This is a genomic window from Kitasatospora xanthocidica (genome assembly GCF_014656195.1).
Classification (GTDB): domain Bacteria; phylum Actinomycetota; class Actinomycetes; order Streptomycetales; family Streptomycetaceae; genus Kitasatospora; species Kitasatospora xanthocidica.
Window position 1 is genome coordinate 29,747 of sequence record NZ_BNBY01000042.1, and the last position, 23,213, is coordinate 52,959.

At 73.1% G+C, this 23,213-nt stretch carries 21 protein-coding genes; 13 read left to right on the forward strand and 8 right to left on the reverse strand.

Translation table 11 applies throughout. The features are described 5' to 3' along the window. Window positions 1-17 precede the first annotated feature (17 nt). Window positions 18-1,343 (reverse strand): radical SAM protein, encoded by a 1,326-nt coding sequence (locus tag IE332_RS37505; RefSeq protein ID WP_189925622.1) that lies wholly within the window; start codon window positions 1,341-1,343, stop codon window positions 18-20. A gap of 710 nt (window positions 1,344-2,053) precedes the next feature. On the opposite strand from IE332_RS37505, the gene IE332_RS37510 reads away from it, so the two are divergent. Both IE332_RS37510 and IE332_RS37515 read left to right on the forward strand, forming a co-directional pair. Next, window positions 2,054-3,481: a family 2 encapsulin nanocompartment cargo protein terpene cyclase gene (locus tag IE332_RS37510; RefSeq protein ID WP_229929226.1), complete on the forward strand. Its 1,428-nt coding sequence runs from the start codon at window positions 2,054-2,056 to the stop codon at window positions 3,479-3,481. A gap of 57 nt (window positions 3,482-3,538) precedes the next feature. Beyond that, a complete protein-coding gene (locus IE332_RS37515; protein WP_189925623.1) occupies window positions 3,539-4,417 on the forward strand; it encodes a geranyl diphosphate 2-C-methyltransferase in 879 nt (292 codons plus the stop codon). A gap of 111 nt (window positions 4,418-4,528) precedes the next feature. On the opposite strand, the gene IE332_RS37520 is transcribed toward IE332_RS37515, so the two are convergent. Then, window positions 4,529-5,173, reverse strand: a complete 645-nt coding sequence (locus tag IE332_RS37520; RefSeq protein WP_189925625.1) for a dihydrofolate reductase family protein — start codon at window positions 5,171-5,173, stop codon at window positions 4,529-4,531. 330 nt (window positions 5,174-5,503) lie between these two features. Between IE332_RS37520 and IE332_RS37525 the strand changes: the two genes are divergently transcribed. Both IE332_RS37525 and IE332_RS37530 read left to right on the forward strand, forming a co-directional pair. Further along, a complete protein-coding gene (locus IE332_RS37525; protein WP_229929227.1) occupies window positions 5,504-6,568 on the forward strand; it encodes a phosphatidylinositol-specific phospholipase C domain-containing protein in 1,065 nt (354 codons plus the stop codon). A gap of 89 nt (window positions 6,569-6,657) precedes the next feature. Then, window positions 6,658-7,008, forward strand: a complete 351-nt coding sequence (locus tag IE332_RS37530) for a 5-carboxymethyl-2-hydroxymuconate Delta-isomerase (RefSeq protein WP_189925630.1) — start codon at window positions 6,658-6,660, stop codon at window positions 7,006-7,008. 81 nt (window positions 7,009-7,089) lie between these two features. Here IE332_RS37530 and IE332_RS37535 read toward each other — a convergent pair whose 3' ends face one another. After that, window positions 7,090-8,706, reverse strand: coding sequence for an alpha/beta hydrolase (locus IE332_RS37535; RefSeq protein WP_189925633.1), 1,617 nt, complete (start codon window positions 8,704-8,706; stop codon window positions 7,090-7,092). A gap of 144 nt (window positions 8,707-8,850) precedes the next feature. On the opposite strand from IE332_RS37535, the gene IE332_RS37540 reads away from it, so the two are divergent. From IE332_RS37540 to IE332_RS37550, 3 genes are all read left to right on the forward strand, one after another. Beyond that, complete coding sequence (locus tag IE332_RS37540) at window positions 8,851-10,203, forward strand: MFS transporter (protein WP_189925635.1); 1,353 nt, start codon at window positions 8,851-8,853, stop codon at window positions 10,201-10,203. Window positions 10,204-10,346: 143 nt separating this feature from the next. Continuing rightward, a complete protein-coding gene (locus IE332_RS37545; RefSeq protein ID WP_229929230.1) occupies window positions 10,347-11,174 on the forward strand; it encodes an SAM-dependent methyltransferase in 828 nt (275 codons plus the stop codon). Between the two features lie 192 nt (window positions 11,175-11,366). Next, window positions 11,367-13,019, forward strand: a complete 1,653-nt coding sequence (locus tag IE332_RS37550; RefSeq protein WP_189925639.1) for a purple acid phosphatase family protein — start codon at window positions 11,367-11,369, stop codon at window positions 13,017-13,019. A gap of 106 nt (window positions 13,020-13,125) precedes the next feature. Here the strand turns inward: IE332_RS37550 and IE332_RS37555 are convergent, their stop codons facing one another. The 5 genes from IE332_RS37555 to IE332_RS37575 all read right to left on the reverse strand — a co-directional run bounded on the left by IE332_RS37555 (window position 13,126) and on the right by IE332_RS37575 (window position 17,938). Then, window positions 13,126-14,613, reverse strand: coding sequence for a cytochrome P450 family protein (locus tag IE332_RS37555; RefSeq protein ID WP_189925641.1), 1,488 nt, complete (start codon window positions 14,611-14,613; stop codon window positions 13,126-13,128). 149 nt (window positions 14,614-14,762) lie between these two features. Beyond that, on the reverse strand, window positions 14,763-15,380 hold the full coding sequence (locus IE332_RS37560; protein ID WP_189925643.1) for a GTP-binding protein: 618 nt from the start codon (window positions 15,378-15,380) through the stop codon (window positions 14,763-14,765). Further along, window positions 15,361-15,720, reverse strand: coding sequence for a DUF742 domain-containing protein (locus tag IE332_RS37565; protein ID WP_189925645.1), 360 nt, complete (start codon window positions 15,718-15,720; stop codon window positions 15,361-15,363). Before IE332_RS37565 ends, IE332_RS37560 begins: the two co-directional genes overlap by 20 nt. Window positions 15,721-15,791: 71 nt before the next feature. Then, window positions 15,792-16,178, reverse strand: a complete 387-nt coding sequence (locus IE332_RS37570; RefSeq protein WP_189925672.1) for a roadblock/LC7 domain-containing protein — start codon at window positions 16,176-16,178, stop codon at window positions 15,792-15,794. Between the two features lie 17 nt (window positions 16,179-16,195). Continuing rightward, complete coding sequence (locus IE332_RS37575; protein WP_189925647.1) at window positions 16,196-17,938, reverse strand: ATP-binding protein; 1,743 nt, start codon at window positions 17,936-17,938, stop codon at window positions 16,196-16,198. A gap of 607 nt (window positions 17,939-18,545) precedes the next feature. Here IE332_RS37575 and IE332_RS37580 point away from each other — a divergent pair. From IE332_RS37580 to IE332_RS37605, 6 genes are all read left to right on the forward strand, one after another. After that, a complete protein-coding gene (locus IE332_RS37580) occupies window positions 18,546-19,481 on the forward strand; it encodes a class I SAM-dependent methyltransferase (RefSeq protein ID WP_189925649.1) in 936 nt (311 codons plus the stop codon). Beyond that, on the forward strand, window positions 19,465-20,061 hold the full coding sequence (locus IE332_RS37585) for a GNAT family N-acetyltransferase (protein WP_189925651.1): 597 nt from the start codon (window positions 19,465-19,467) through the stop codon (window positions 20,059-20,061). The genes IE332_RS37580 and IE332_RS37585 overlap by 17 nt, the downstream gene beginning before the upstream one ends. Window positions 20,062-20,431: 370 nt before the next feature. Then, window positions 20,432-20,581 carry a keywimysin-related RiPP gene (locus tag IE332_RS37590; protein WP_189925660.1) on the forward strand — a complete coding sequence of 50 codons (150 nt, stop codon included), beginning with the start codon at window positions 20,432-20,434 and terminating at the stop codon, window positions 20,579-20,581. A gap of 56 nt (window positions 20,582-20,637) precedes the next feature. Further along, complete coding sequence (locus tag IE332_RS37595) at window positions 20,638-22,434, forward strand: asparagine synthase-related protein (RefSeq protein WP_189925662.1); 1,797 nt, start codon at window positions 20,638-20,640, stop codon at window positions 22,432-22,434. 85 nt (window positions 22,435-22,519) lie between these two features. Next, window positions 22,520-22,777 (forward strand): lasso peptide biosynthesis PqqD family chaperone, encoded by a 258-nt coding sequence (locus IE332_RS37600; protein ID WP_189925664.1) that lies wholly within the window; start codon window positions 22,520-22,522, stop codon window positions 22,775-22,777. Beyond that, window positions 22,774-23,208 (forward strand): lasso peptide biosynthesis B2 protein, encoded by a 435-nt coding sequence (locus tag IE332_RS37605; protein WP_189925665.1) that lies wholly within the window; start codon window positions 22,774-22,776, stop codon window positions 23,206-23,208. The genes IE332_RS37600 and IE332_RS37605 overlap by 4 nt, the downstream gene beginning before the upstream one ends. Window positions 23,209-23,213 lie beyond the last annotated feature (5 nt).

Below are 23,213 nucleotides of genomic sequence, written 5' to 3' on the forward strand. Positions count from 1 at the left end.
GCCGACGACACCCGTGCTCAGCCGGACAGCGAGTCCATGAAGGAGCTGACCGAGAACACCGCGTTCCCCGGCCCGGCCGGGCCGTAGCCGGGCGGGGAGGAGAGGCCGAACTCCTCCAGGGTCGCGCGGTAGGTCCGCAGCAGCCGGATGTGGTACTCCAGCGGCGCGCCCTGCGGGTTGGCCTTGCCCAGCGGGGTGGTGGGCTCGGGGCACCAGGTGGTGAAGCGCGGGACCACGCCGTGCGACATGAAGAAGCGCAGGCCCTCCTCGGTGGAGGCGATCGCCTCGTCCACCGTGGTGAAGCCGAAGGGCTCCGCCATCTCCACGCCCGCGACGAAGTTGGGGATCACGTTCTCCGGGCCGAACACCTCGGTGGAGTCCAGGATCCGGCGGTGCCACTCGTCGCGGCCGACGTAGCGCTCCTTGCCCGGGCAGTAGAGCTCGAAGAGCCGCTTGTCCCACACCTCGAAGTTGGGGTGGTAGATCCGCACGCCGTAGTCGTGGAAGCGCTGGACGTCCTCGCGCGGCAGCGCCTGCGCCACCACCTTGCCGATCCAGCGCCCGGGGAAGCGCTCCTCGATGGCCTTGGCGTACTGCCCGTAGAAGTCGGCCTCGTCCCGGCCGCCGACCTGCGAGGTGATGGCGCCGCCGGTCAGGGTGTACGCCTGGGAGGCCCGGGCGGTGTCGTGCTCGTCGATCAGCGCCAGCGCCTCCAGCACCTCCTCGACCGGCTTGACCCCGGTGTACGGGCGGCCGGCGGCCTTGTGCTGGCGCCAGTTGTGGTTGATGTCGCAGTACTGGCACTCCTCCTTGGCGCCGAAGTACTGGCAGACCCGGAACACCGTGAGGTAGATCAGGTAACCCCACTGGATGGTCGGGGCGACCTCCATCACCGACTTCCCGTTGGCGAGGGTGTGCCGGTAGTAGTCGGGCATCGGCGGCAGGCCGACGTCGGCGATCCGCGCGCCGTCCAGGTAGAGGCCGAGCGTGCCGTCCTCCCCGGCGCCGACCCGGTACGGCGAGTCCGGGTTGACCCGCACCGACACCACCGTGCGGCGCAGCCCGTACGGTCCGCCGGTCAGCACGACCTCCTCCGGCGGCCGGTTGAGCGCGGCGGCGCCCAGCTCGGGCAGGGTGCGGTGGTCGAAGGAGAAGATGAAGTAGGACTTCGGTTTGACCTCGCCGCCCCCGTCGGCGCCGGTGCTGCCACTGAGCGCGGACTCGTCGAAGGCCATGCCGCCGCGCAGCAGGTCCTCCTTGATCACCGCCTCCCGGGGCACGTCCGGATAGCGCTCCATGAGCCCCTCGACGAGTGCGGTGCGGCTACGGGCCTGGCTCTCCATGCGCGTGGTCTTCCTTCCTGGCCCCGATCCTCCACGGCGCCGTGCCCATTCTCGTCCTCCTTACGGGCACGGCCGTGAGCGGCCGCGCCCGGGAAGATCAACTCGTCCATGGTGGGGGCGGGGACGGCGCGCCGCCTCGGCCCATGGACCCACGGCCGACGGGACTCGAGTCCTAGGCCGACGGACCGCTGGGACCGCCGGAGTGGGAAGTCGGCCGGGCCGACTTCCCACGCGGTCCCACGCGGTCCCCCGAGGCGACGGTCTCGCGCCGCATCGTGAGTGCGGTCGATCGGTGCCGAGGCGCGGCGGGCTGCCGCCGGTCGGTCGTTGGCGTTCGAACAGCCCTGCCGGGAACGGCGCTACGCGGGCGGTGGGGGCTGGACACGGGTGGGAGTCACCGGGTTGACGCGGGATGGTGCGGGCGGGGCGCCACGGCGTGGGGCGGGCCGATGCATGACAGGGGCTCATTCAAACGCCGTCAGCCCGAACGTTCACTCTATCGGGTGTAGAAGATCGTCCGTTGCGTTCCGGAACGGGCCCACCCACCTACGGTTGGGACCCGAGCGACACGGGGCCCGCCGCGTGGAGTTCCCCTCGCTGCGGGCGAGCTGACGACCCGTCTCATCGTGCGACCTTTCCAGAGGAGGCTCCATGCCCCTGCGTGTCAAACCGGGCTCACCACCCGGGCTCGCCGCCCCGGCGGTGGGTCCATGAGCACCCCGGCGATCGAGCGGATCCTGCGCGGGCCCAGCGGACTGGGCACCGCCGGCCTGCGGCTGACGCCGTCGGCCCCGGCTGTCGAGGCCCCGAGTGTCCAGGCGCCGGCTGTCGAGGCGCCGGACGTCGAAGTGGCCGCCCCCGACGTCGTCGTGCCCGAGGGCGCGGTGGCCGAGAACCCGGTGCCGGAGTTCGTCGCGCCCGGTTCTCCGGCGTTCGAGGCCCCGGCTGTGGGGGCCCCGGCGGTGTCGGAGGCCGTGGTGCCGGACGTCCAGGCGCCCTCCCTGGCCGAGCCGTCCCTACCGGCCCTGGACCTACCCGCCCTGGACCTACCCGCCCTGCCCCTGCCCGGCCTGGCACCGGTCGGCGCGGCCTCGCTCGGTGCGGCCCTGCTCGGGGCCGCTCCGGCCGCCGCGGCGCCGAGCGGCGGCAAGCCCGGGCTCGGCGACCCCATCCCCGGCCTGTACCACCACCCGATCGCCGAGCCCGACCCGGCCCGGGTGGAGGCGCTCAGCCTGAAGATCAAGGCCTGGGCGATCGACGAGATCGAGCTCTACCCGCCGGAGTGGGAGAAGGACTTCGACGGGTTCTCCACCGGGCGCTACATGGTGGCCTGCCACCCCGACGCGCCGAGCATCGACCACCTGATGCTCGCGGCCCGGCTGATGGTGGCCGAGAACGCGGTGGACGACTGCTACTGCGAGGACCTCGGCGGGTCGCCGGTCGGCCTGGGCAGCCGCCTGCTGCTCGCGCACACCGCGCTCGACCCGCTGCACACCACGCCGGAGTACCACCCGGCCTGGGAGGCCTCGCTGTCCGAGGACGCCCCCCGGCGCTCGTACCACTCGGCGATGGAGTACTTCGTCCGTGCCTCCACACCGTCCCAGGCGGACCGGTTCCGGCACGACATGGCGCGGCTGCACCTGGGGTACCTGGCCGAGGCGGCCTGGGCGGAGACCGACCACGTCCCGGAGGTGTGGGAGTACCTGGCCATGCGCCAGTTCAACAACTTCCGCCCCTGCCCGACGATCACCGACACCGTCGGCGGGTACGAGCTGCCGGTCGAGCTGCACGCGCTGCCCGCGATGCAGCGGGTGATCGCCCTCGCCGGCAACGCCACCACGATCGTCAACGACCTGTACTCGTACACCAAGGAGCTGTCCAGCCCCGGACTGCACCTGAACCTGCCGACGGTGATCTCCGAGCGCGAGGGCGTCTCGCGCAAGGAGGGCTACCTGAAGGCCGTCGAGGTCCACAACGAGCTGATGCTCGCCTTCGAGGCCGAGTCGGCGGCGCTGGCCGCGGCCTGCCCGGTGCCGACCCTCCTACGGTTCCTGCGCGGCGTGGCCGCGTGGCTCGACGGCAACCACTACTGGCACCAGACCAACACCCACCGCTACACCCTGCCCGACTTCTGGTGACCGCCCCGCGCGACACCCGTACTCGGTAACCACTCGTAGAAAATTTGGAGTTGACCCATGTCCCTGACCGACGACCTCACCACGACCGGTAACGCCATCCCGGGCCCGGCGACTCCGTACCAGGGCGACATCGCACGCTACTGGGACCACGAGGCACGCCCGGTCAACCTTCGCCTGGGCGACGTCGACGGCCTCTACCACCACCACTACGGCATCGGCGCGATCGACCAGGCCGCGATCGGCGACCCGGCCGACAGCGAGCGGGAGAAGAAGGTGATCGCCGAGCTGCACCGCCTGGAGTCCGCCCAGGCCGACGTGCTGCTCGACCACCTCGGCGACATCCCGGCCGACGGCACCCTGGTCGACGCGGGCTGCGGCCGCGGCGGCTCGATGGTGATGGCCCACCAGCGCTTCGGCTGCCGGGTCGAGGGCATGACCCTCTCCACCCAGCAGGCGGACTTCGGCAACAAGCGCGCCGCCGAGCTCGGCATCGGCGACTTCGTACGGTCCCGGGTCGCCAACATGCTGAACATGCCCGTCGACACCGGCTCCGTCGCGGGTTCCTGGAACAACGAGTCCAGCATGTACGTCGACCTGCACGACCTGTTCGCCGAGCACTCCCGGGTGCTGAGCGTGGGCGGCCGGTACGTGACCATCACCGGCTGCTGGAACCCGCGGTACGGGCAGCCGTCGAAGTGGGTCTCGCAGATCAACGCCCACTTCGAGTGCAACATCCACTCCCGCCGCGAGTACCTGCGGGCGATGGCCGACAACCGCCTGGTGCCCCAGGCCGTCATCGACCTCACCCCGGACACCCTGCCCTACTGGGAGCTGCGGAACACCACCTCGCTGGTGACCGGCATCGAGGAGGCGTTCATCGAGTCCTACAAGGACGGTTCCTTCCAGTACGTGCTGATCGCGGCCGACCGGGTCTGATCCGGCCGGGTCCGACGCGAGCGCGACTGGCGCGAGCGCGGCCGGCCCGAACGGCTGACGGCGGCCTCCCCGCGGACGTGGGGGAGGCCGCCGTCGTGCGTCCGGGGGCCGCTACGGCCGGGTGAAGGTGAGATGGGTGACCCCGCTCGGGGTGGTGACCGCCTCGGTGCGGAAGCGCTGCTCCAGCCCTTCGAGCCCGGCCCAGAGCGGCTCGCCCCGGCCGAGGACGATCGGCACCACGACCACGTGCAGGTGGTCGATCAGATCGGCCTCCAGGAAGGCGCGGACGGTGCTCGGGCCGCCGCCGATCCGCACGTCCTTGCCCCCGGCCGCCTCCCGGGCCTGCCGCAGCGCCTCCTCGGGCGTCGCGTCGATGAAGTGGAAGGTCGTGCCGCCGGCCATCTCCAGCACCGGGCGCGGGTGGTGGGTGAGCACGAAGACCGGGGTGTGGAACGGCGGGTTCGGCCCCCACCAGCCCTTCCACTCCTCGTCCTGCCAGGGGCCTCGCTGCGGGCCGAACTTGTTGCGGCCCATGATCTCCGCCCCGATGTCGTCGCCCCAGGCGCGGGCCATCGCGTCGTCCACGCCGGTCTCGCCGCTCTCGTCGCCGTGCATCCGCCGGAACGTCCGGGTGCGGAAGAACCAGCTGTGCAGGCGGTCGGTGGCGTGGCCGAACGGTGCGTCGAGGCTCTGGCCCTCGCCGGTGCCGTAGCCGTCGAGGGAGATCGAGAAGTTGTGGACCCGGACCAGGGACATCGGCTTCCTCCGCCGTTCGGCGCCTCGGTGCGGGCGGGCCGCCGCACCCTGTTCGCGGGCCCACGCTAACCCGCGGCTCCGACAGGCTGACGCTGCGACACCAGGCGCGGTCGCCGTCGGCGCGGCCCGGTGCGGAGTGCCAGGTCGGGAGGGGTGGGGCCGGTGGGGTGGATGTGGACGAAGGGGAAGGGGCCGGGGGAGAAGCAGTGCAGCCGTCACGCTATTGTCGTGCCTTCTTCACGCGGAGCACGTCCTGGTGGGCGATGCTCCGTCAGGCTGCCCGGAGGAGGGCAGCCGGCACGTTCCGAACCTCGGGGGGTTCCCATGACCATGCGCCGTACTCTGTCCGGATTCCTCGCGGCCGGCCTGCTCGCCGGTGCGGCCGCCCTGATGTCCACCGCCCCGGCGGACGCCGCCCCGACCGGGACGGGCGACCTGCCGTTCGGCTCGGCGACCACCGTCGGCCTGCACAACACCTACGACCCGGCCGCGTTCCCGTTCCTCGCCCAGGGCCTGGACACCGGCACCGGCATGATCGAGCTCGACCTCTGGCCGAACATCGTGACCAAGGAGTGGAAGGTCAGCCACTCCAACCCGCTCGGCAACGGCAACAACTGCACCGCCGCGACCACCCCCGCCCAGCTCTACAGCGGCGGCACCAACAAGAATCTGGAGAACTGCCTGGACGACGTCCGGGTCTGGCTCGCCGCGCACCCGGCGGCCGGGCCGCTGGTCATCAAGCTGGAGCTCAAGCCGGGCTTCTCCGCCAACCTCGGGATGGGCCCCGACCAGTTGGACACGCTGATCGCCCAGCACCTCGGCTCCGCCGTGCTGCGCCCCGCCGACCTGCTGGCCAAGCCGGGCGGCGGCTCGTACGCGAGCCTCGACGCGGCGGTGCGGGCGGGCAACTGGCCGAGCCGTTCGGCGCTGGCCGGCAAGGTGCTGCTGTACGCGATCCCGGGCACGGTCGAGCTGGACAACCCCTTCGACACCCTGCACACCGACGTCGAGTACGGGCGGCACCTGCGCGACCTGGCGGCGGCGGGCCGGATCGGCCAGGCCCAGGTGTTCCCGTCCGTGCTGGGCGCCGCGGCCGGTGACCCGCGCGGACGGTACACCGGCACGGACGCCTCGATCCGGCCGTGGTTCGTGGTCTTCGACGGTGACGCCTCGACGTACGTCAACGGCATCGACACCGCGTGGTACGACGCCGCGCACTACCTGCTGGTGATGACGGACTCCCACAAGGTCGCGCCGGAGATCAGCGGCACCGACCCGACGGCGGACCAGGCCCGGGCCCGCGCCGAGCAGTTGGCGAAGGCGCACGCGAGCATCGTGTCGAGCGACTGGCGGAAGCTGCCGACGGTGCAGTCCCTGGTGCTGCCGCGCGGCTGACGCCCGGTGGCGGCGGGCCCGTGCGGTAGGACGCTCCCCGGCCGCGATAGCGTCGGCGCCCGCAGCGTCCGACTCCCTGGGAGGTTCCCGTGCCACAGATCCTGGTCGACCACTCGGCCGAACTCGACATCGACCGGGCGGCCCTCGCCGACGAGGTCCACCAGGCCATCGCCGGCGTCATCGACACCACCGTGGCCGAGTGCAAGACCGTCTTCCGCACCGTCGCCCACCACCGGGTCGGCGACGGCACGACCGGCGAGGCCGTCGTCCTGGCCGAGGTCAAGATCCTGGCCGGCCGTAGCGCGGAGCAGCGTGCCGCACTGACCGACCGGGTCCTCGCCGTCCTGCGCTCGCGGATCGGCGTGCCCGCCGCCATCGGTGTGCAGGTCACCGAACTCGACCGCGACACCTACCGTTTCGTCCACCACCCCGGCCACTGACCGGCGGCCGGAGACGGAAACGGTCCCGTGCGAGCCGGCCGGAGAGGCCGGGCGCACGGGACCGCTGTCCTGGACCGGGGATCAGTCCGTCGGGCAGTGGGTGCCCGCCGTCGGCACGGTGCCGTCCAGCAGGAAGGCGTCGACCGAGGCGCGGATGCACTTGCTCGCGCCGTACGCGGTGTGGCCCTCGCCGTCGCGGGTGAGCAGGACGGCGTTGCCGAGCTCGGCGGCGAGCTTCTCGGCCCACGCGTACGGGGTGGCCGGGTCGCCGGTGGTGCCGACCACCACGATCGGCGCGGCGGCGGCGGACTTGATGGTGTGCGGCTTCTCGGTGGCGCGGAACGGCCAGATCCGGCAGTCCGGGTCGAAGAGCGACGAGAGCGGGTCGTGCTTGCTGACCAGCGGGGCCTTGGCGGCGAGGTCGGTGAGCGCGGCCTGCAGCTGTTCGCCGACCGGCGCGTCGGTGGCGCCGTCGGCGCAGTGGATGGCGGTGTAGGCGTCCGCGGACGCCGAGTAGCGGCCGTCCTTGTCACGGCCGTTGTAGCCGTCGGCCAGGGTGAGCAGGTCGTCGCCCTTGTCGCGGACCATGGCCCAGCCGATGGCGTTGCGCAGTCCGCTCCAGGCCTTCTCGCCGCCGTAGAGCCGGCTGAGGACGCCGGTCCAGGCCGCGCTGGAGGTGAGGGTGCGGCCCTTGGAGGTCTTCAGCGGCTTGTCCTTGAGCCCGTCGAGGAAGTCGGCGAGCTTCTGCGGGGCCCGGGCGGCGTCGGTGCCGAGCGGGCACGGGTTCTTGGTGACGCAGTCGGCGGCGAAGGCCTTCAGGGCGCGTTCGAAACCGGCCGACTGCTCGATGTTGTGCTGGACCAGGGAGAAGGACGGCGAGGTGGCGCCGTCCAGGACGAGCCGGCCGACCCGGTCCGGGAACTCCTCGGCGTAGAGCGAGCCGAGGTAGGTGCCGTAGGACATCCCGAGGTAGCTGAGCTTCTGGTCGCCGAGGGCGGCGCGCAGCACGTCCATGTCCCGGGCGGTGTTGCGGGTGCCGACGAAGGGGAGGACCTGGGCGTACTTGGCCTGGCAGGCGTCGGCCAGCTGCTTGCCGTGGTCGTCGCCGGGCGCGTCGGTGTTGAGCCAGCCGTCCCGGGCCTGGTCGTCGAGGCACTTGAGCGGGCTGGTGCCGGCCACGCCGCGCGGGTCGAAGCCGACGATGTCGTACCGGTCGTGGACCGGGCCGTCGAAGTCCTTCGGGCTGTAGGTGACCATCTGGACGCCGGAGCCGCCCGGGCCGCCCGGGTTGAGCAGCAGGGAGCCTATCCGCTGGTCGGCCTTGGTGGCGGGGTTGCGCACCACGGCGACGTCCAGGGTGCCGGTGGCCGGGGCGGTGTAGTCGAGCGGGACCTTGAGGGAGGCGCACTGGAGGGCCGAGGTGTCCGCCTCGTTCTGCGGGTCCTTCGGGCAGGGCGCCCAGGCGAGTTGCTGGCCGTAGAAGGTCTTGAGTGCCGGGTCGGCGGCGCCGGTGGGCTTGGCCGTCGGCGTGGGGCTGGGGGTGGCGCTCGTCGCGGCGGCGCTCGTGGCGCTGGTGGCGGCGGTGGTGGTGGGCGCGGCCTTGCCGCCGCTGCCGCTGGTGCAGCCGGCCAGCAGGGCGGTGGTGGCGAGGGCTGCGACGGCGGCGGGCAGGGCGCGCCGTGAGGTCCGGGTGATCATCGAATGCACCGCACACAAATATCACCAGCTGGTCACATCAGTCACATCGGTTTGTTCGTGGCCACGCGCAGCCGCCCGCAACCATCCGTGAGCACGCGTGAATGCCCGATTCCACCCGCCCCCGAACGGTGCCATGCTGGGGCCATGACAGAAAGCAAGGTGGTCGCCCCGCTCCGTGACGAACCGGAAGTCGGCGGCCGACGGCGGGAATTGGCGGCGGCGACGGTGGGCTCGGTGGTCGAGTCCTTCGACTGGAACATCTACGCCGTCCTCGCGCCGTACTTCGCGGCGGACCTCTTCGGGCACGGCAAGCACGGGTTCAGCGGGGTGCTCGGGGCGTACGTGACCTTCGCGGTGGGGTTCGTGGCCAGGCCGGTCGGCTCCTACCTGATCGGGCGGCTCAGCGACACCCGGGGACGGCGCTTCGCGCTGAGCCTCGGCATGGCCGTGATCGCCGTGGCGAGCCTGGGCATCGCCGCGATTCCGGGCCAGCGCACGATCGGGTTCTGGGCGGCGGTGCTGGCGGTGCTCGCCCGGGTGGTGCAGGGGCTCGCCTTCGGCGGCGAGGCGCCCAGCGTGGCCGCGTACGTGACCGAGACGGCCCCGCCGCGGCACCGCTTCGCGTTCAGCTCGGTGTCGTACGGCGGGATCATCCTCGGCTCGCTGCTCTCCTTCGGCGTGCTCACGCTTCTGATCCACACCATCGGCAAGTCCGGTCTGGAGAACGGCGGTTGGCGCTGGGGGTTCGTGGTCGCCGCGCTGCTCGGACTGGCCGCCGTCTGGGTGCGGCGGTGGGCGCCGGAGAGCGCGGAGTTCCGCCGGGCCCGGGCCGCCGCGGGCGGGGGCGGCCGTCCGCCGTTCCTGCGCACGCTCCGCGAGCACCGCTGGGCGGCGTTCACCGTCTTCCTCAACACCCTGGGCGGGACGGTCGGTTACTACTTCGCCCTGGTCTACCTGCCGCAGTACGCCGCCGCCTACCACGTGATCGGCAAGGAGGAGGCGGCCTCGTTCATGACCGTGGTGCTCGGCGTGGTGCTGGCCACCATGCTGCTCACCGGCGCCGCCGCCGACCGCTTCGGCCTGCTGCCGGTCGCCCGGATCGGGTTCGGCCTGCCGATCCCGCTGGTCGGGCTGGGGCTCGCCGGACTACGCCAGGGCTGGCTGCCGTTCCAGGTCACCGCCGTGCTGCTGGGCATGCTGGTGGCCACGGTGCTCGGCACGCTCAACGTCTTCACCGGGCTGCTGTTCCCGACCGAGGTGCGGGCGGTCGGCCTCGGCGTGGTCAACGCGGCCACCATCGCCGCGTTCGGCGGCACCTTCCCGCTGCTCGCCGAGTGGCTGGGCGACCGGCACCTGCTCGGGGTGATCCCCTGGTACGTCACCGTCTGCACGACCGGCCCGGCCCTCGCGCTCTTGACGGCGACGAAGGTGCCCTCGTTCACGGCCGCGATCCGGGACTCCGGTGCCGTGACCGGCCGTTCACCGGGATCCACCTGACGAACGATCATCGGCTGTGGTTGAGTGGTCCGGACAAACGCCGAACGGGGAGGGCGAGCGTGGACACCGACGCGACGGGCAACAGCCCAGCGGACCGGGCATGGGAGGGCGGCGCGTTCGACATCGGCGCGACCGAGAGCTGGCTGGTCGAGGCCGGTTTCGAGGAACCACCGCAGGTCGACCTGCGGACCGACCGGGCGCACTCCGCCCGGGTCTACGACTACCTGCTGGGCGGCAAGACGAACTTCCCGGCCGACCGCGAGGTCGGCGACCGGGTCCTCGCCGACCTCCCCGGCGCCGGTGAGGCCGCCACCGCCGCACGCGCGGTGATGCACCGGATGGTCCGCCGGCTCGCCGAGGTGCACGGCGTCCGCCAGTTCCTCGACGTCGGCACCGGCATCCCCACCACGCCCAACCTGCACGAGATCGTCCAGTCGATCGACCCGGCGTGCCGCGTGGTCTACGTGGACAACGACCCGATCGTGCTCGCCCACTCGCGCGCGCTGCTCAGCAGCACCCCCGAGGGCCGCACCGCCTACGTCCAGGGCGACCTGCGCGAGCCGGAGCTGTTCCTCGCCGACCCGGCGGTGGCCGCCACGCTGGACCTGAACGAGCCGGTCGCGCTGACGCTGATCAACATCGTGCACTTCCTGTCCGACGAGGCCGCGCACCCGCCCGTGCGCAAGCTCCTGGACGCCCTGCCCGTGGGCAGTTTCCTCGCGCTGAGCGCCGGCACCGCCGACACCGCGCCCGACCGGGCCGAGGCCGGCAGCCGCCGCTACGCGGAAGCCGGGATAGAGGTCCACATGCGCTCCCACGAGGGCGTCGAGCGCTTCTTCGCCGGGCTGGAACTGGACGCCCCGGGCGTGGTCCTGATCAACCGCTGGCACCCGGAACTGGGCGCGGCGCCGTCCCCCGGGCTGCCCGACGAGCTGGTCCCGGTGTACGGGGGCGTGGGGCGCAAGGTCTAGCCGTCCGTGCGGTGTGCGGACCGACCGCGACCGCCGGTGTCGTCCGCGACCGCCGGTGTCGTCCGAGACCGCTGATATCCCGTCAACTCGACGGCCGTCGAACCGGAGCTTTGTCGAAACGATCGTCTTTACGTGTACGTGTCATTAAAGTGACTGCTTGTCGAACCCCCCACTCGGCAAGCGGAGTCCCCCATGACCATCGCACGCAGGTCCATCCTCAAAGGCACGACCGCGGCCGGCGCCGCCCTGGTGGCGGCAGGCCCGACGGCGGCCGCGCAACCCGCGGCCGCCCAACCGGCCGACGACGCCCCCACCAGCCCACTCCTGCAGAGCACCCCGCACCGCAGCGGAGCCGCCGGCGTGGCCGGCCTGCACCTGCAGTTCGGCACCGACCCGAGCACGGAGATGACCGTCTCCTGGCTCACCCCGCAGTCCGTCCGCCGCCCGCTGGTGCGCTACGGCTCGACGGACGGCGGCCTCGGCCGGGCCGTCGAGGCCGAGACCCGGACCTACCGGGACTCGCTCGACAAGGTGGAGGTGTACGTCCACCACGCCCGGCTCAGCGGGTTACGGCCGGGCACCACCTACCTCTACAGCGCCGGCCACGACGGCGCCAACCCCGAGACGGGCACCTTCACCACCGCCCCGCGCGGCCGCGCCCCGTTCACCTTCACCAGCTTCGGCGACCAGGCCGCGCCCAACCTCCGCCGCCTGGTCACCTTCCCCGACGGCATGCCCTCGCCGCTCGGCAAGTGGCCGGTGTTCATGAGCAGCCAGGTCGGCACCGCCGCCTCCGCCGACATCGTCACCGCGGTGGAACGCGTCGGGCCGCTGTTCAACCTCATCAACGGCGACCTCTGCTACTCCTCCTACGCCGGCCGGCACGGCCAGAGCCGCACCGCGACCTGGGCCGACTGGTTCATCAGCAACAGCCGCTCCACCCGGCTGCGTCCCTGGATGCCCTGCGTCGGCAACCACGAGAACGAGGGCGGCAACGGCCCGATCGGCGCGTCCGGCTACCAGGCCTACTACTCCCTCCCCGACTCCGCGGCCTCGGCCGACGAGGAGACCGCGGGCATGTGGTACGCGTTCACCGTCGGCTCGGTCCGGTTCATCAGCCTCGCCAACGACGACGTGGCCATCCAGAACTCCGGCGACATCTACCTGCGCGGCTACTCCGGTGGCGCCCAACAGCGCTGGCTGGAACGCGAGTTGCGGACAGCCCGGAGCAACCGGTCGATCGACTGGATCGTGGTGTGCATGCACCACCCGATGATCTCCAGCTCCATGCACGGCGCCGGCAGCGACCTCGGCATCCGCGAGACCTGGGGCAAGCTGTTCGACGCCTACGGGGTCGACCTGGTGGTGTGCGGGCACGAGCACTACTACGAGCGCTCCCACCCCGTCCGCGGCACCCTGCCCAACGACACCCGCACCCCGGTGCCGACCGAGACCCGCACCGACCTGATCGACACCGGGCGCGGCACCGTCCACATGATCATCGGTGCCGGCGGCAACGCCGCCACCACCCAGGACGACCTCTTCCCGCAGCCCCAGGGCCGGGTGGTCATCGGGCTGCAGGACCCGAAGCCGGGCATGCCCTACCGGGAGTCGGTCTGGCTCACCGAGGACGCGCCCTGGGCCGCCGTCCAGGACCGGCGACACGGCCACGGCTTCGCGGCCTTCGAGGTCGACCCCGGCGACCGCCGCGGCGGCACCACCACCATGAAGGTCACCTACTACACCTTCGACGGGCCGCACGCCGAACTCAGCCCGGTGGACACCTTCACCCTGTACCGGCGGCGGACCGACGGGCGGGACGGGCGGGACGGTAACGACGGCTGAGCCCGGGGCGGGCGGGGGGGGGGNNNNGCCGGGAGCCCTCGAGACTCCGGCACCGAGCCGCCTGACTCGTAGGGCTCCTGACTCGTCCGCCCCCGACCGCCCGAGCTCAGCGCCGGAAGAGACCGGTCAGCACGTCCCACCAGCTGCGCCGCTGCGCCGGGACGGCCGGGCGGACGGGCCCGGCCGTCCCGCCGGCGCCCGCGGCCGCGGCCTCGATCCGGGCGGCCCGCTCGGTGTCCGCCCGCCGCTGGGCCTCCGCCGCCACCGCGGCTGCCCGCTCGGCCTCGGCGACCGACTCCGGGTCCGGCTCGATGTCGCGCGGGGTGAACTCCACCGGCAGCGCCGTCAGGTGCCGGGAGATCCAGGCCGAGCTCCAGCTCAGCTCCTCCTCCGGCACGGCCAGCCGGACGTCCGGCAGCAGGGTGAGCAGGATGTCGATGCCGGCCTCGGCGACGTGCCGCCCGATGTCCTGGCCCGGGCACTCGTGCGGCCCCGCGCCGAAGGACAGGTGGGAGCGGTTGCCGTACAGCGGGGTGGCCAGGTCGGGACGGACCACCGGGTCGACGTTCCCGGCTGCGAGCCCGAGCAGCAGCAGGTCCCCGGCCTTGATCTGCTGCCCGCCCAGCTCGGTGTCGGCGGTCGCCCAGCGGCCGGCCACCAGGGACATCGGCGGGGAGTCCCAGAGTACCTGGTCCAGCGCCTCGCCCAGGGTCATCTGGCCGCCGGACAGATGGGCCCGGAAGCGCGGGTCGGTGAGCACCATCTTCAGCGAGTCGGCGATCAGGTTGACGGTGGTCTCGTTGGCGGCGAGCAGCACCACCCGCAGGTGCTCCATCACCTCGTCGTCGGTCAGCCGGGCCGGGTGCGCCAGCAGATGGCTGGTGAGGTCGTCGCCGGGCGCGTCGCGCTTGATGGCGATGGTCCGGCGCAGGCCGGCCACCACGTACTCGTTGCTGGCGATGGCCGTCTCGGTGCCCTTCATCAGGTCCCGGGCGGCGTTCACCAGTTGCGGGCCGTACTCGTCGGGCATGCCGAGCAGCTTGGTCATCACCAGCATCGGCAGGTGCTCGGCGAACTGGGTGATCAGCTCGGCCCGGCCGGTCGGCCCCACCACCTGGACCAGGTCGGTGGTGAAGCGCCGGACGTGGCGGCGGATGCCGCGCCGGTCGAAGCGGTTCAGGCCGTCCAGCACGGCGCCGCGCAGCCGGCGGTGCTCGTCGCCGTCCGCGAACACGCAGATCGGCTGCCAGGCGATCACCGGCATCAGCGGGGAGTCCATCGGGAGTTCGCCGGTGCGGAACGCCGTCCACAGCCGCGAGTCGCGGGAGAACAGGGTCGGGGTGCGCATCGCGGTGATGTTGGCGCCGTGGCCGAGGATCAGCCAGGCCCGGTGGTCGCCGTGCAGCAGCACCGGGGCCACCTCGCCGTAGTCGGCGCGCAGCTTCTCGTAGAGGCCCGCCGGGTCGGCCTCGGCCTCCGGACCGTACAGGCGCCGCAGGCCACCGGGGCCGATCGGGCCGACGGGGCCGTTGGCGTGCGCCGGGCAGCCGGGCGGCGGGGTGGGGACGGCGTCCTCGGGGAACGGGGTGCTCACAGGGTCTCCGGTCGAAGGGGTCGGTCGAGGCGTTCGGTCGGGGTGGCTCGCGTCTGGGTGATGCGGGTCGGGTGACTCGGGCCGGGTGACCCGCGTCGGGGTGGCTCGGGGAAGGCGGCCCGGGGCAGGTGGCCCGGGCCGGGCGCGCGTCAGCGGGCGGGCGGCGCGGCGAGCTCGTACAGGTAGTGCATCAGCGTCATCAGGGTGTCCCGGCTGGACTCGCGGCTGCGCGCGTCACAGGCGACGATCGGCACCCGGTCGGGCAGGTCGAGCGCGCCGCGCAGCTCGTCGAGCGGGACGGCCGGTGCCTCGGGGAAGCCGTTGACGGCCACCACGAACGGCACGCCGCGTTCCTCCAGCCGCCCGATCACCTCGAAGCTGACCTCCAGCCGGCGGGTGTCCACCAGGACCACCGCGCCCAGGGCGCCCTCGAACAGGCCGTTCCAGAGGAACCAGAACCGCTCCTGCCCGGGGGTGCCGAAGACGTACAGCACGAGCCGCTCGCTGATGCTGATCCGGCCGAAGTCCATGGCCACGGTGGTGGAGGTCTTCTGCTCGACCCCGGTCGGGTCGTCCACGCCGACCCCGGCCTGGGTCATGGTCTCCTCGGTGGTCAGCGGGCGGATCTCGCTGACCGAGCCGACCAGCGTCGTCTTGCCGACGCCGAAGCCGCCCACGATCACCACCTTGACCGCGGTGGTGACGGTGTCCGGCAGCAGGTCCGTGCCGGCCGGGCCCACCACCGTGTCAGAGCCGCTGTAGTCCATGGATCACCGCCTCCAGGAGGGCCCGGTCGGGAAGTTCCGCCGCCGGAACGGCGGCCCGGGCCTCGATCAGTTCGTCGTCGAGCAGGTCCGCCAGCAGGACGGTGACCACGCTCGTGGGCAGCTCCAGGTAGGCGGAGACCTCCGCCACCGAGAGCGGGGAGCGGCACAGCCGCAGGATGGCCGCGTGCTCGGGCTGCAGGGCGGGCGTCGGCTCCGCGCGGGAGACGATCAGGGTGACCAGGTCGAAGACGCCCGGCCCGGACGGACCGCTGCGGCCGCGGGTGATCACGTACAGGCGGTCGGGCTCGGGGCCGTCCCAGCCGCCCTGGTCTGCCGTCATGCATCCGCCTCACTGTGCTCGTTCATGTGCCCGTCCCGCCGCTCGGCGCGGAGGTGGGGCCGGGGGCCGCGTCACACGACCACCTCGGGATTGCGCGGCGGGGTGGACAGGTGCTCGCCGATCCGGGCCACCAGGTCACGCATCTGGTGGCTCACCAGCCCGGCGTCCACACCCTCGTCGGCGAGCACCGCCAGGTAGGCGCGGTCGCCGGCCGCCATCAGGTAGAAGTAGCCGCCGTCCACCTCGATCACGACCAGCCGCATCGAGCCGTCGCCGTGCGGGAACTCGTGCCCGATCGCGCCCGCCAGGCTCTGCAGCCCGGCGCAGGCGGCCGCGAGCCGGTCGGCGGTGTCGGGGTCGGTGCCGTACTGGGCGATCCGCAGCCCGTCCCCGGACAGCACGATGACGTGGCGCACGCACGGGACGCTGTGCGCGAGGTCGTTGAGGATCCAGTCCATGTTGCTGCGGTGCGGAATCACTGCTCGCCTTTCCCTGCCGTGTCTTCACTGGGGTGTCCGGAACTCGGGTGCCCGGTCCCGGGCGCACCGGCCCGGTCGGCCGGACCGGCGGACGGCCCGGGCCCGGTGCCCTTGATGCCGTCCATGAACGCCTCCAGCCACAGGCCCGGCTGCTTCGGTTCCTTGGCGGGGCGGGGCGCCTGCGCCGCCGGGCCCGGCACGGGCCCCGCCGTCGGACCGGCGGGCTGCGCGCCGGCGGAGCGCATGCCGGTGGACTGCATGCCGGACGACTGCATCCCGGAGGACTGCGCGGACTGCGGCCCGGTGGCCGCGGTGCGCGAGGGCGGGGCGAAGGCGCGGGTCATCGGCGGGCGGCGCCGCCGCTGCGGCAGCCCGTTGGCGGTCCGCTCGGTCACGATCACCTCGTCGTCCCCGGCCGGTGCCGCCGAGGCGGGCGGCGAGCCCCACGGGCTGGTCGAGCCGTAGGACGGGCCGACACCGGCCGAGGTGGTCCGGGCGCCCCACGGCCGGGCCGGCGCTGCGTGCCGCGGCGGGCTCGGCGGGAGCGGACGCGGGCCGGAGAAGGCGCCGATGCCGTGCGCCCGGCCGGTCGGGGGAGCGGTGGTGAGCAGTTCCTGCGGCACGACCAGCACCGCGCGCACACCGCCGTACGCGGAGCGGCGCAGCGACACCTGGAAGCCGTACGCCTGGCAGAGCCGGCCCACGATGGCGAAGCCCAGCCGGGGGGACTCGGTGAGGTCGTCGAAGTCCTTGGAGACCATGGCCTCGCGCATCGCGCGCTCGGCGCGGGCCGTGGCCTCGTCGGTCAGGCCGAGGCCGCCGTCCTCGATCTCGATCGCCATCCCGCTCTGCACCTCGGAGGCGCTCAGGTGCACATGGGTGTGCGGCGGGGAGTAGCGGGTGGCGTTGTCGAGCAGCTCGGCGACGGCGTGGATCAGTGGTTCGACCGCCGGGCCGGTGACCGAGATCTGGGCCACCGGGTGCAGGTCCACCCGCTGGTACTCCAGGATCCGGGACATGCCGCCGCGCAGCACGCTGTAGAGGGCGATCGGCCGGGTCCACTGGCGGCCGGGGCGGGCCCCGGACAGGACGGCGATACTGTCGGCGAGGCGGCCGGTCAGGGCGTTGCCGTGGTCCAGCCGCAGCAGGTCGTCGAAGACCGCCGGGTCGTTGCCGTGCCGGTCCTCCATCTCCCGCAGGTCCTTGGCCTGCCGGTGGATGATCGCCTGGACCCGGCGGGCGATGTTGACGAAGGCGCGCTCGGCGGAGTCGCGCCGGCTGACCTCGTCGTCGACGGCGACCGCGATGCCGCGCGCGACGGACACCAGGGACTTGCGGAACCGTGGCGAGACCGCCACGGCGTCCTGCTCGATCGGGTTCAGCAGGACGTCCATCGAATAGCCGTACCGGGCCCCGGACACCACCCGGCGCAGCTCGACCTCCGCCAGCCGCGCGAGCTCGTCCTCCTGCCCGGCCAGCCGGCGCTGGAGGTCCTCCACCTGCCGGGCGCCGCGGTCGCGCAATTCGGCCAACGCCCGCCCCCGGCGGGCCGACTCGGCGGCCACCACGGCCACCAGCACGGTGCCCGTCGCCCCGCACCACAGCACCCCGGCCCGGGCCCCGGCCGACACCACCGCCGCGGCGCACGCCACCGCCGCCGCCATCACGGCCGTCGGCAGCAACCAGCCGAGCAGGGGCGCGGGGCGCCGTCTGGCGGGTGACGATCCAGCTCGAAGCATTCAGCATCCTCAAAAACGATCGGAACAGTGACGGGGACGGGACGGCGACCGGCTCCGGAGGCGTGGTGCTGCAGCATAGCCAAGTTCAGGACAATCCTGACCGAAACTCAAAAATACTGTCTCTCAACCGACTTGTGGCAACTTGCCGGACATGACCGACATCTCGCACACCAGTCCCGCTCCCGGGCGAACGCCGCCCCGCACCAGGCTTCTCGCCCCGCCCTCCCCGCACCGCCAACCCGGCCCGGATTCGCCCATGCGAAGGGTTTCCCCGCCAAGTCCCGGCGCGCCGAGACGAGTTCGTGCTAGGGGCCCGTCTTCGAACCCCCGCCTGCGGGCCGACGCCGGGGCACGCACCTCGCCGCGTTGTCGTCAGCCGCCGATGCTCCGCATGGACTCCCTCCTCCGCCTTGCGATGCACGCACCCCAACGCCGCCCCGCCCGCCCTCCGGGCGGACGACGGGGGTTCGAAGACGGGCCCCAGGCGAAGCTCAGCGCCGATCCGTGATCACCCATGTGGGGGATCGCGCCATGATGGGCAACACATGTTGCTCTGCCAGGCAATGGTCATTGACGGATCAAGGCGGTGGTCCCTACAGTGCGGCCCATGGAGACGGGCGATCTTGGTCGGCGGGTGGCGGAGGACGTGGCCGGTGGGGGTGGTGTGGCGGGGTTGCGGCGGTTGTCGGAGGTGATCGGGGCCCTGGAGGAGCGGAGGACGGAGCTGGTGGAGGAGTTGCGGCGCGGGCGGGAGGCGACCTGGGAGGAGATCGGGCAGGCCTGCGGGATGACCAGGCAGGGGGCGACGCGGCGGTGGGCCGGGCAGCTGCGGGCGCGCTCCTTCGGGGTCGCGGCGGCCGCGTACCAGGCGGGGCGGCCGGGCTACCCGCAGGCGCTGATCGGCTCGGCGGTGCCGAGGGAGGCCCGCCGGGTGCTCGATCTGGGCGCGGGTACGGGCAAGTTGACCCGGCTGCTGGTCGACGCGGGCCTGGACGTGGTGGCCGTCGAACCCGACGGGGGGATGCGGGCGCAGCTGGCCGCGGCGGTGCCGAAGGCGGCGGTACGGGCGGGCTCGGCGGAGCGCGTCCCGCTGCCGGACGGGAGTGTGGACGCCGTCGTGGTGGCGCAGGCCTGGCACTGGTTCGACCCGGCCGTCGCGGTGCCGGAGATCGCCCGGGTGCTCGCCCCCGGCGGGACGCTCGCCCTGGTGTGGAACGTCCGGGACGAGTCCGAGCCGTGGGCCGCCGAGCTGGGCGCGCTGATGCACCGCTCGACCCGGCAGCGGATCGACACCGAGCCGGTCCTGCCGGCGCCCTTCGGCGCGCCCGAGCGGCTGGAGATCCGCTGGGAGCACGCCACCACGCGGGCCGGGATCGTCGACATGGTCGCCTCGCGCAGCTACGTCATCGCGCTGCCGGAGCCCGAACGGGCCCGTCTGCTGGCCGACGTCGAGCGACTGCTGGTCACCCACCCGGACCTGGCGGGCCGGGACGCGATCGCCCTGCCGTACGTGACGAGGTGCACCCGTGTCCGCCTCGGCTGAGCCCACGCCCGTAGCCACGCCTGTAGCCGAGCCCGTAGCCGAGCCCGGCCCCGAGCCCGTCACCGTCCGCCGCCTGGGGCGCGCGGACGCCGTGCCGTACCGGGCCTTCCGGCTGGCGGCCCTGCGCGAGACGCCGAGCGCCTTCACCTCCAGCCACGCCGAGGAGCGCGCCAAGCCGCTGTCCGCCACGCTGGAGCGCCTGGCGGAGGCCGAGGACGGGCCGGGCGCCCTGTTCGGCGCCTTCGACGGCGCCGGCGTGCTGGTCGGCGCCGCCGGGCTGAAGGTGGCGCGGCGGAGCCAGGAACGGCACAAGGGCACGCTGTACGGCATGGCGGTGGCCCCCGAGGCCGCCGGGCGCGGGATCGGCCGGGCCCTGGTGGGGGAGGTGCTGCGGACGGCCGCCGAGGACGGGCTGCTGCGGCAGGTGCTGCTGACCGTCTCGGAGGGCAACGAGGCGGCGCTGCGGCTCTACACCGCCTGCGGGTTCGAGGTCTGGGGCCGGGAGCCGCGGGCCGTGCTGGTCGGCGGGCTGGCGGTCGCCAAGCTGCACCTGGTGCGGCTGCTGGACACCGGGCGCTGACCGGTCGCCCGGGCCGCCCGGCCGGGAGAATGCCGCTCCGGCGGGTCCGGAAATTTCACCCGATTTCTGTTCCTGGAAGCGCTGTTGGTGAATCAATGAATTCAGCGAACGCCCGCTCCAGCGTTCTTGCCCCCCGCCTCGCCGGTTATCCGGCAGGGTTGCCGGTTGCCGACTGAAGAACCCGTGGGTAGTGTCTGTCTCTGCGTCAGGGAGACCGCCACGGGGGTGTGTTCATGGTCCGGCACGCATTTCACGACAGCTGACCGGACATCGGTCATGCGCATATCGATCCCCCCAGGCGGACGTGGAACGTTCTGTGAGCGTTCCTTCCCGCGCGGACATGTTTCGCACCATGAGGGAGGAAAAGGTCATGGACAACAATTCCGTGGAGACCGCTGAGCTCCAGGCTTACGAGACCCCCGAGGTCTTCGAGGTGGGCTCCTTCAGCGAGGACACCGGCTACATGGGCTTCGTCGGCGGCGAGCCCTGGGTGACCAGCATTCCGCGCAGCTGGTGGTAGAACCGCGCCACGGGTGACGTGGCGCGCTGATCCGCGAAGAAGGGGGAGACAGTCCGGTGGATTTCGGTGAGCAGTACTTCGTGGTCCTTCCGGACCAGCAGAGGGCAGTCGCCGCCGCCGACCGGCTTCCCCCGGACGCCACGCCGCTCATGTCGCACCCGTCCGGCCGGCCGTTCCTGGCCGGCCGGACCGGTGCGGGGCAGTTCCTGAAGGCCGAGGCGGGGGAGACGGCGCTCGCGGTCGTGGGTGTCTGCTCCGCCACCCAGGCCGAGCTGGACGCCGAGGCGGCGCGCATCACCCACCCGTCCCAGCTGGACGGGGCGGCGCTGCGCTGGTCGGGCAGCTACCACCTGATCGCCTCGGTGGGCGGACGGCTGCGGGTCCAGGGCACGGCCTCGGGGCTGCGCCGGATCAGCCACGGCAGCTCGGACGGGCTGACCGTCGCCGCGGACCGGGCCGACCTCCTCGCCGAACTGATCGGCGCCGAGCCGGACCGGGGCGCCCTCGCGCTGCGCCTGCTGGAGAACCTGCCGTACCCGCTCTCCGAACGCCCGCTCTGGAAGGGCGTCGAAACCGTGCCGCCCGGCAGCTGGCTGTCGGTCCCGGCGGACGGCCGGGGCGCCACCGTGCACGCCTGGTGGCGGTCGCCGGAGGCCGAACTGCCCCTCGCCGAAGCCGCGGTGGCACTGCGCACCGAGCTGGCCGCGGCCGTCGACGCCCGGCTCGCCCGCACCACCCGGCTGACCGGCGACTTCTCCGGAGGCCTGGACTCGACTTCGCTGATCGCCCTCGCCGCCCGGGAGACCCCGGTCGTCGGGTTCACGATGGCCAACGACGACCAGGCCGACGACGACCTCCACTGGGCCGAGCTGGCCGCCGCCGAACTGCCCCACCTCGAACACGTCGTCTTCGGGACCCACGAGGTGCCTGGCTCCTTCGCGGGCCTGACCGGACTCGACGCCGTCACCGACGAGCCCAGCCTCGCCCTGCTGAGCGCGCCCCGGCTGCACGCCATGCGGCGGTTCGCCGTCGACCGCGGATCCACCCTGCACCTGGACGGCCTCGGCGGCGACCAGGTGCTGACCGGCCACTTCGCCCACTACCACGCGCTGCTGCGCCGGCGTCCGCTGACGGCCCTGCGACGGCTGCGCACCATCCGGCTGCTGAGCCGACTGGACGTCGGGGCCTCCCGGCGCACCCTGCTGGACGGCAGCTCGTACCGCTCCTGGTTCACGGCCGAGTTGAACGCGCTCGCCTCGGGGCGGGACCGGCGCCGCAACCGGGTCTTCGACTGGGGCGGCGGGCTGGCCTTCCCCGACTGGCTGACGGCGGAGGCCAGGGAGCTGATCCTGGCCGAACTGCGGCCCGCCGCCGAGCGCGCCCGGCCGCTCGACCCGAGCCGGGGCCGGCACGCCGACCTGGCGGCGGTCCAGGACGCCGGGCAGCTGGTCCGGTCGCTGCACCAGGTGGTCGCCCAGCCGGGGTACAGCGGCTCCTCGCCGTTCCTGGACGACCGGGTGGTCGCGGCCTGCCTCGCGGTGCGGCCCGAAGAACGCGTCACCCCCTGGGAGTTCAAGCCGCTGATCAAGAGCGCCATGGCCGGCGTACTGCCCCGGCGGGTGCTGGAGCGGCGCACCAAGGCGGACGGCGCGATGATCGCCGCCGAGGGCTTCGCCCGGCACCGGCTCGAACTCGACGAGCTCTGGCGGACCTCCGCGCTGGCGGAGTCGGGGCTGATCGACCCGGCGCCACTGCGCGCGCTCTGCCGCCGCCCGTACGCGACCGCCACGCACACGGGGCGGATGCCCGTGGCGCTGAGCGCCGAGCTCTGGGCGAGGGACCGGCTCGCCTGAACCCCGCTCAGCTCCCTGCCCCTGCCCCTGCCCCTGCCCCTGCCCCTGCGCCTCCGCCCTATCACCACGAGAGGGAACCACCGGCATGACCTTCGCGCTTCACCCGGACGTGTCCACCGCCGACACCGAGTACGGCATCGTGCTGCTGGACGGCCGGGACGGCCGGTACCTCCAGCTCAACGGGACCGCCGCCACGGCCTTCCGGGCCCTGCTCGACGGCGGCACCGTCGAGCAGGCCGCCGAGCGGCTGACGACCACCTTCGACGTCGCGCCGGACCGGGCCGGCCAGGACGTCGAGCGGCTGGTCGCCAAGCTGGTCGCGCTCAAGGTGGTGGCCGGGTGAGTGACACGGTGGTGCCGGTCAGGACCGGCCCGAAGCTGACGATCCGTCAGAAGCTGCTCGCGAAGTCGGCGGTGGGCCTGGCCCGGCTGCTCGCCCGCAAGCCGCCCGCCAGGATCCGGGTGCTGCTGACCCGGCTGAGCAAGGGCGCCCGCCCGGCGACCCACGCCGAGGCCGAGGCGGCCCGGGACGCCGTCGTCACGGTCAGCCTGCGCTGCGCGGCCTTCGAGGGCTGCCTGCCGCGCTCCCTGGCCACGGTGCTGGTCTGCCGGGCCCGCGGCACCTGGCCCACCTGGGTGGTGGGGGTCCGTGCCCGGCCGCCGTTCGGCGCGCACGCCTGGGTGGAGGCCGAGGGACGGATGGTGAACGAGGGCGTGGACCCGGCGTACTTCCGCAGCCTCTTCACCGTCGGCGTGCCCGGCGACCGGCCGTAGAGCCG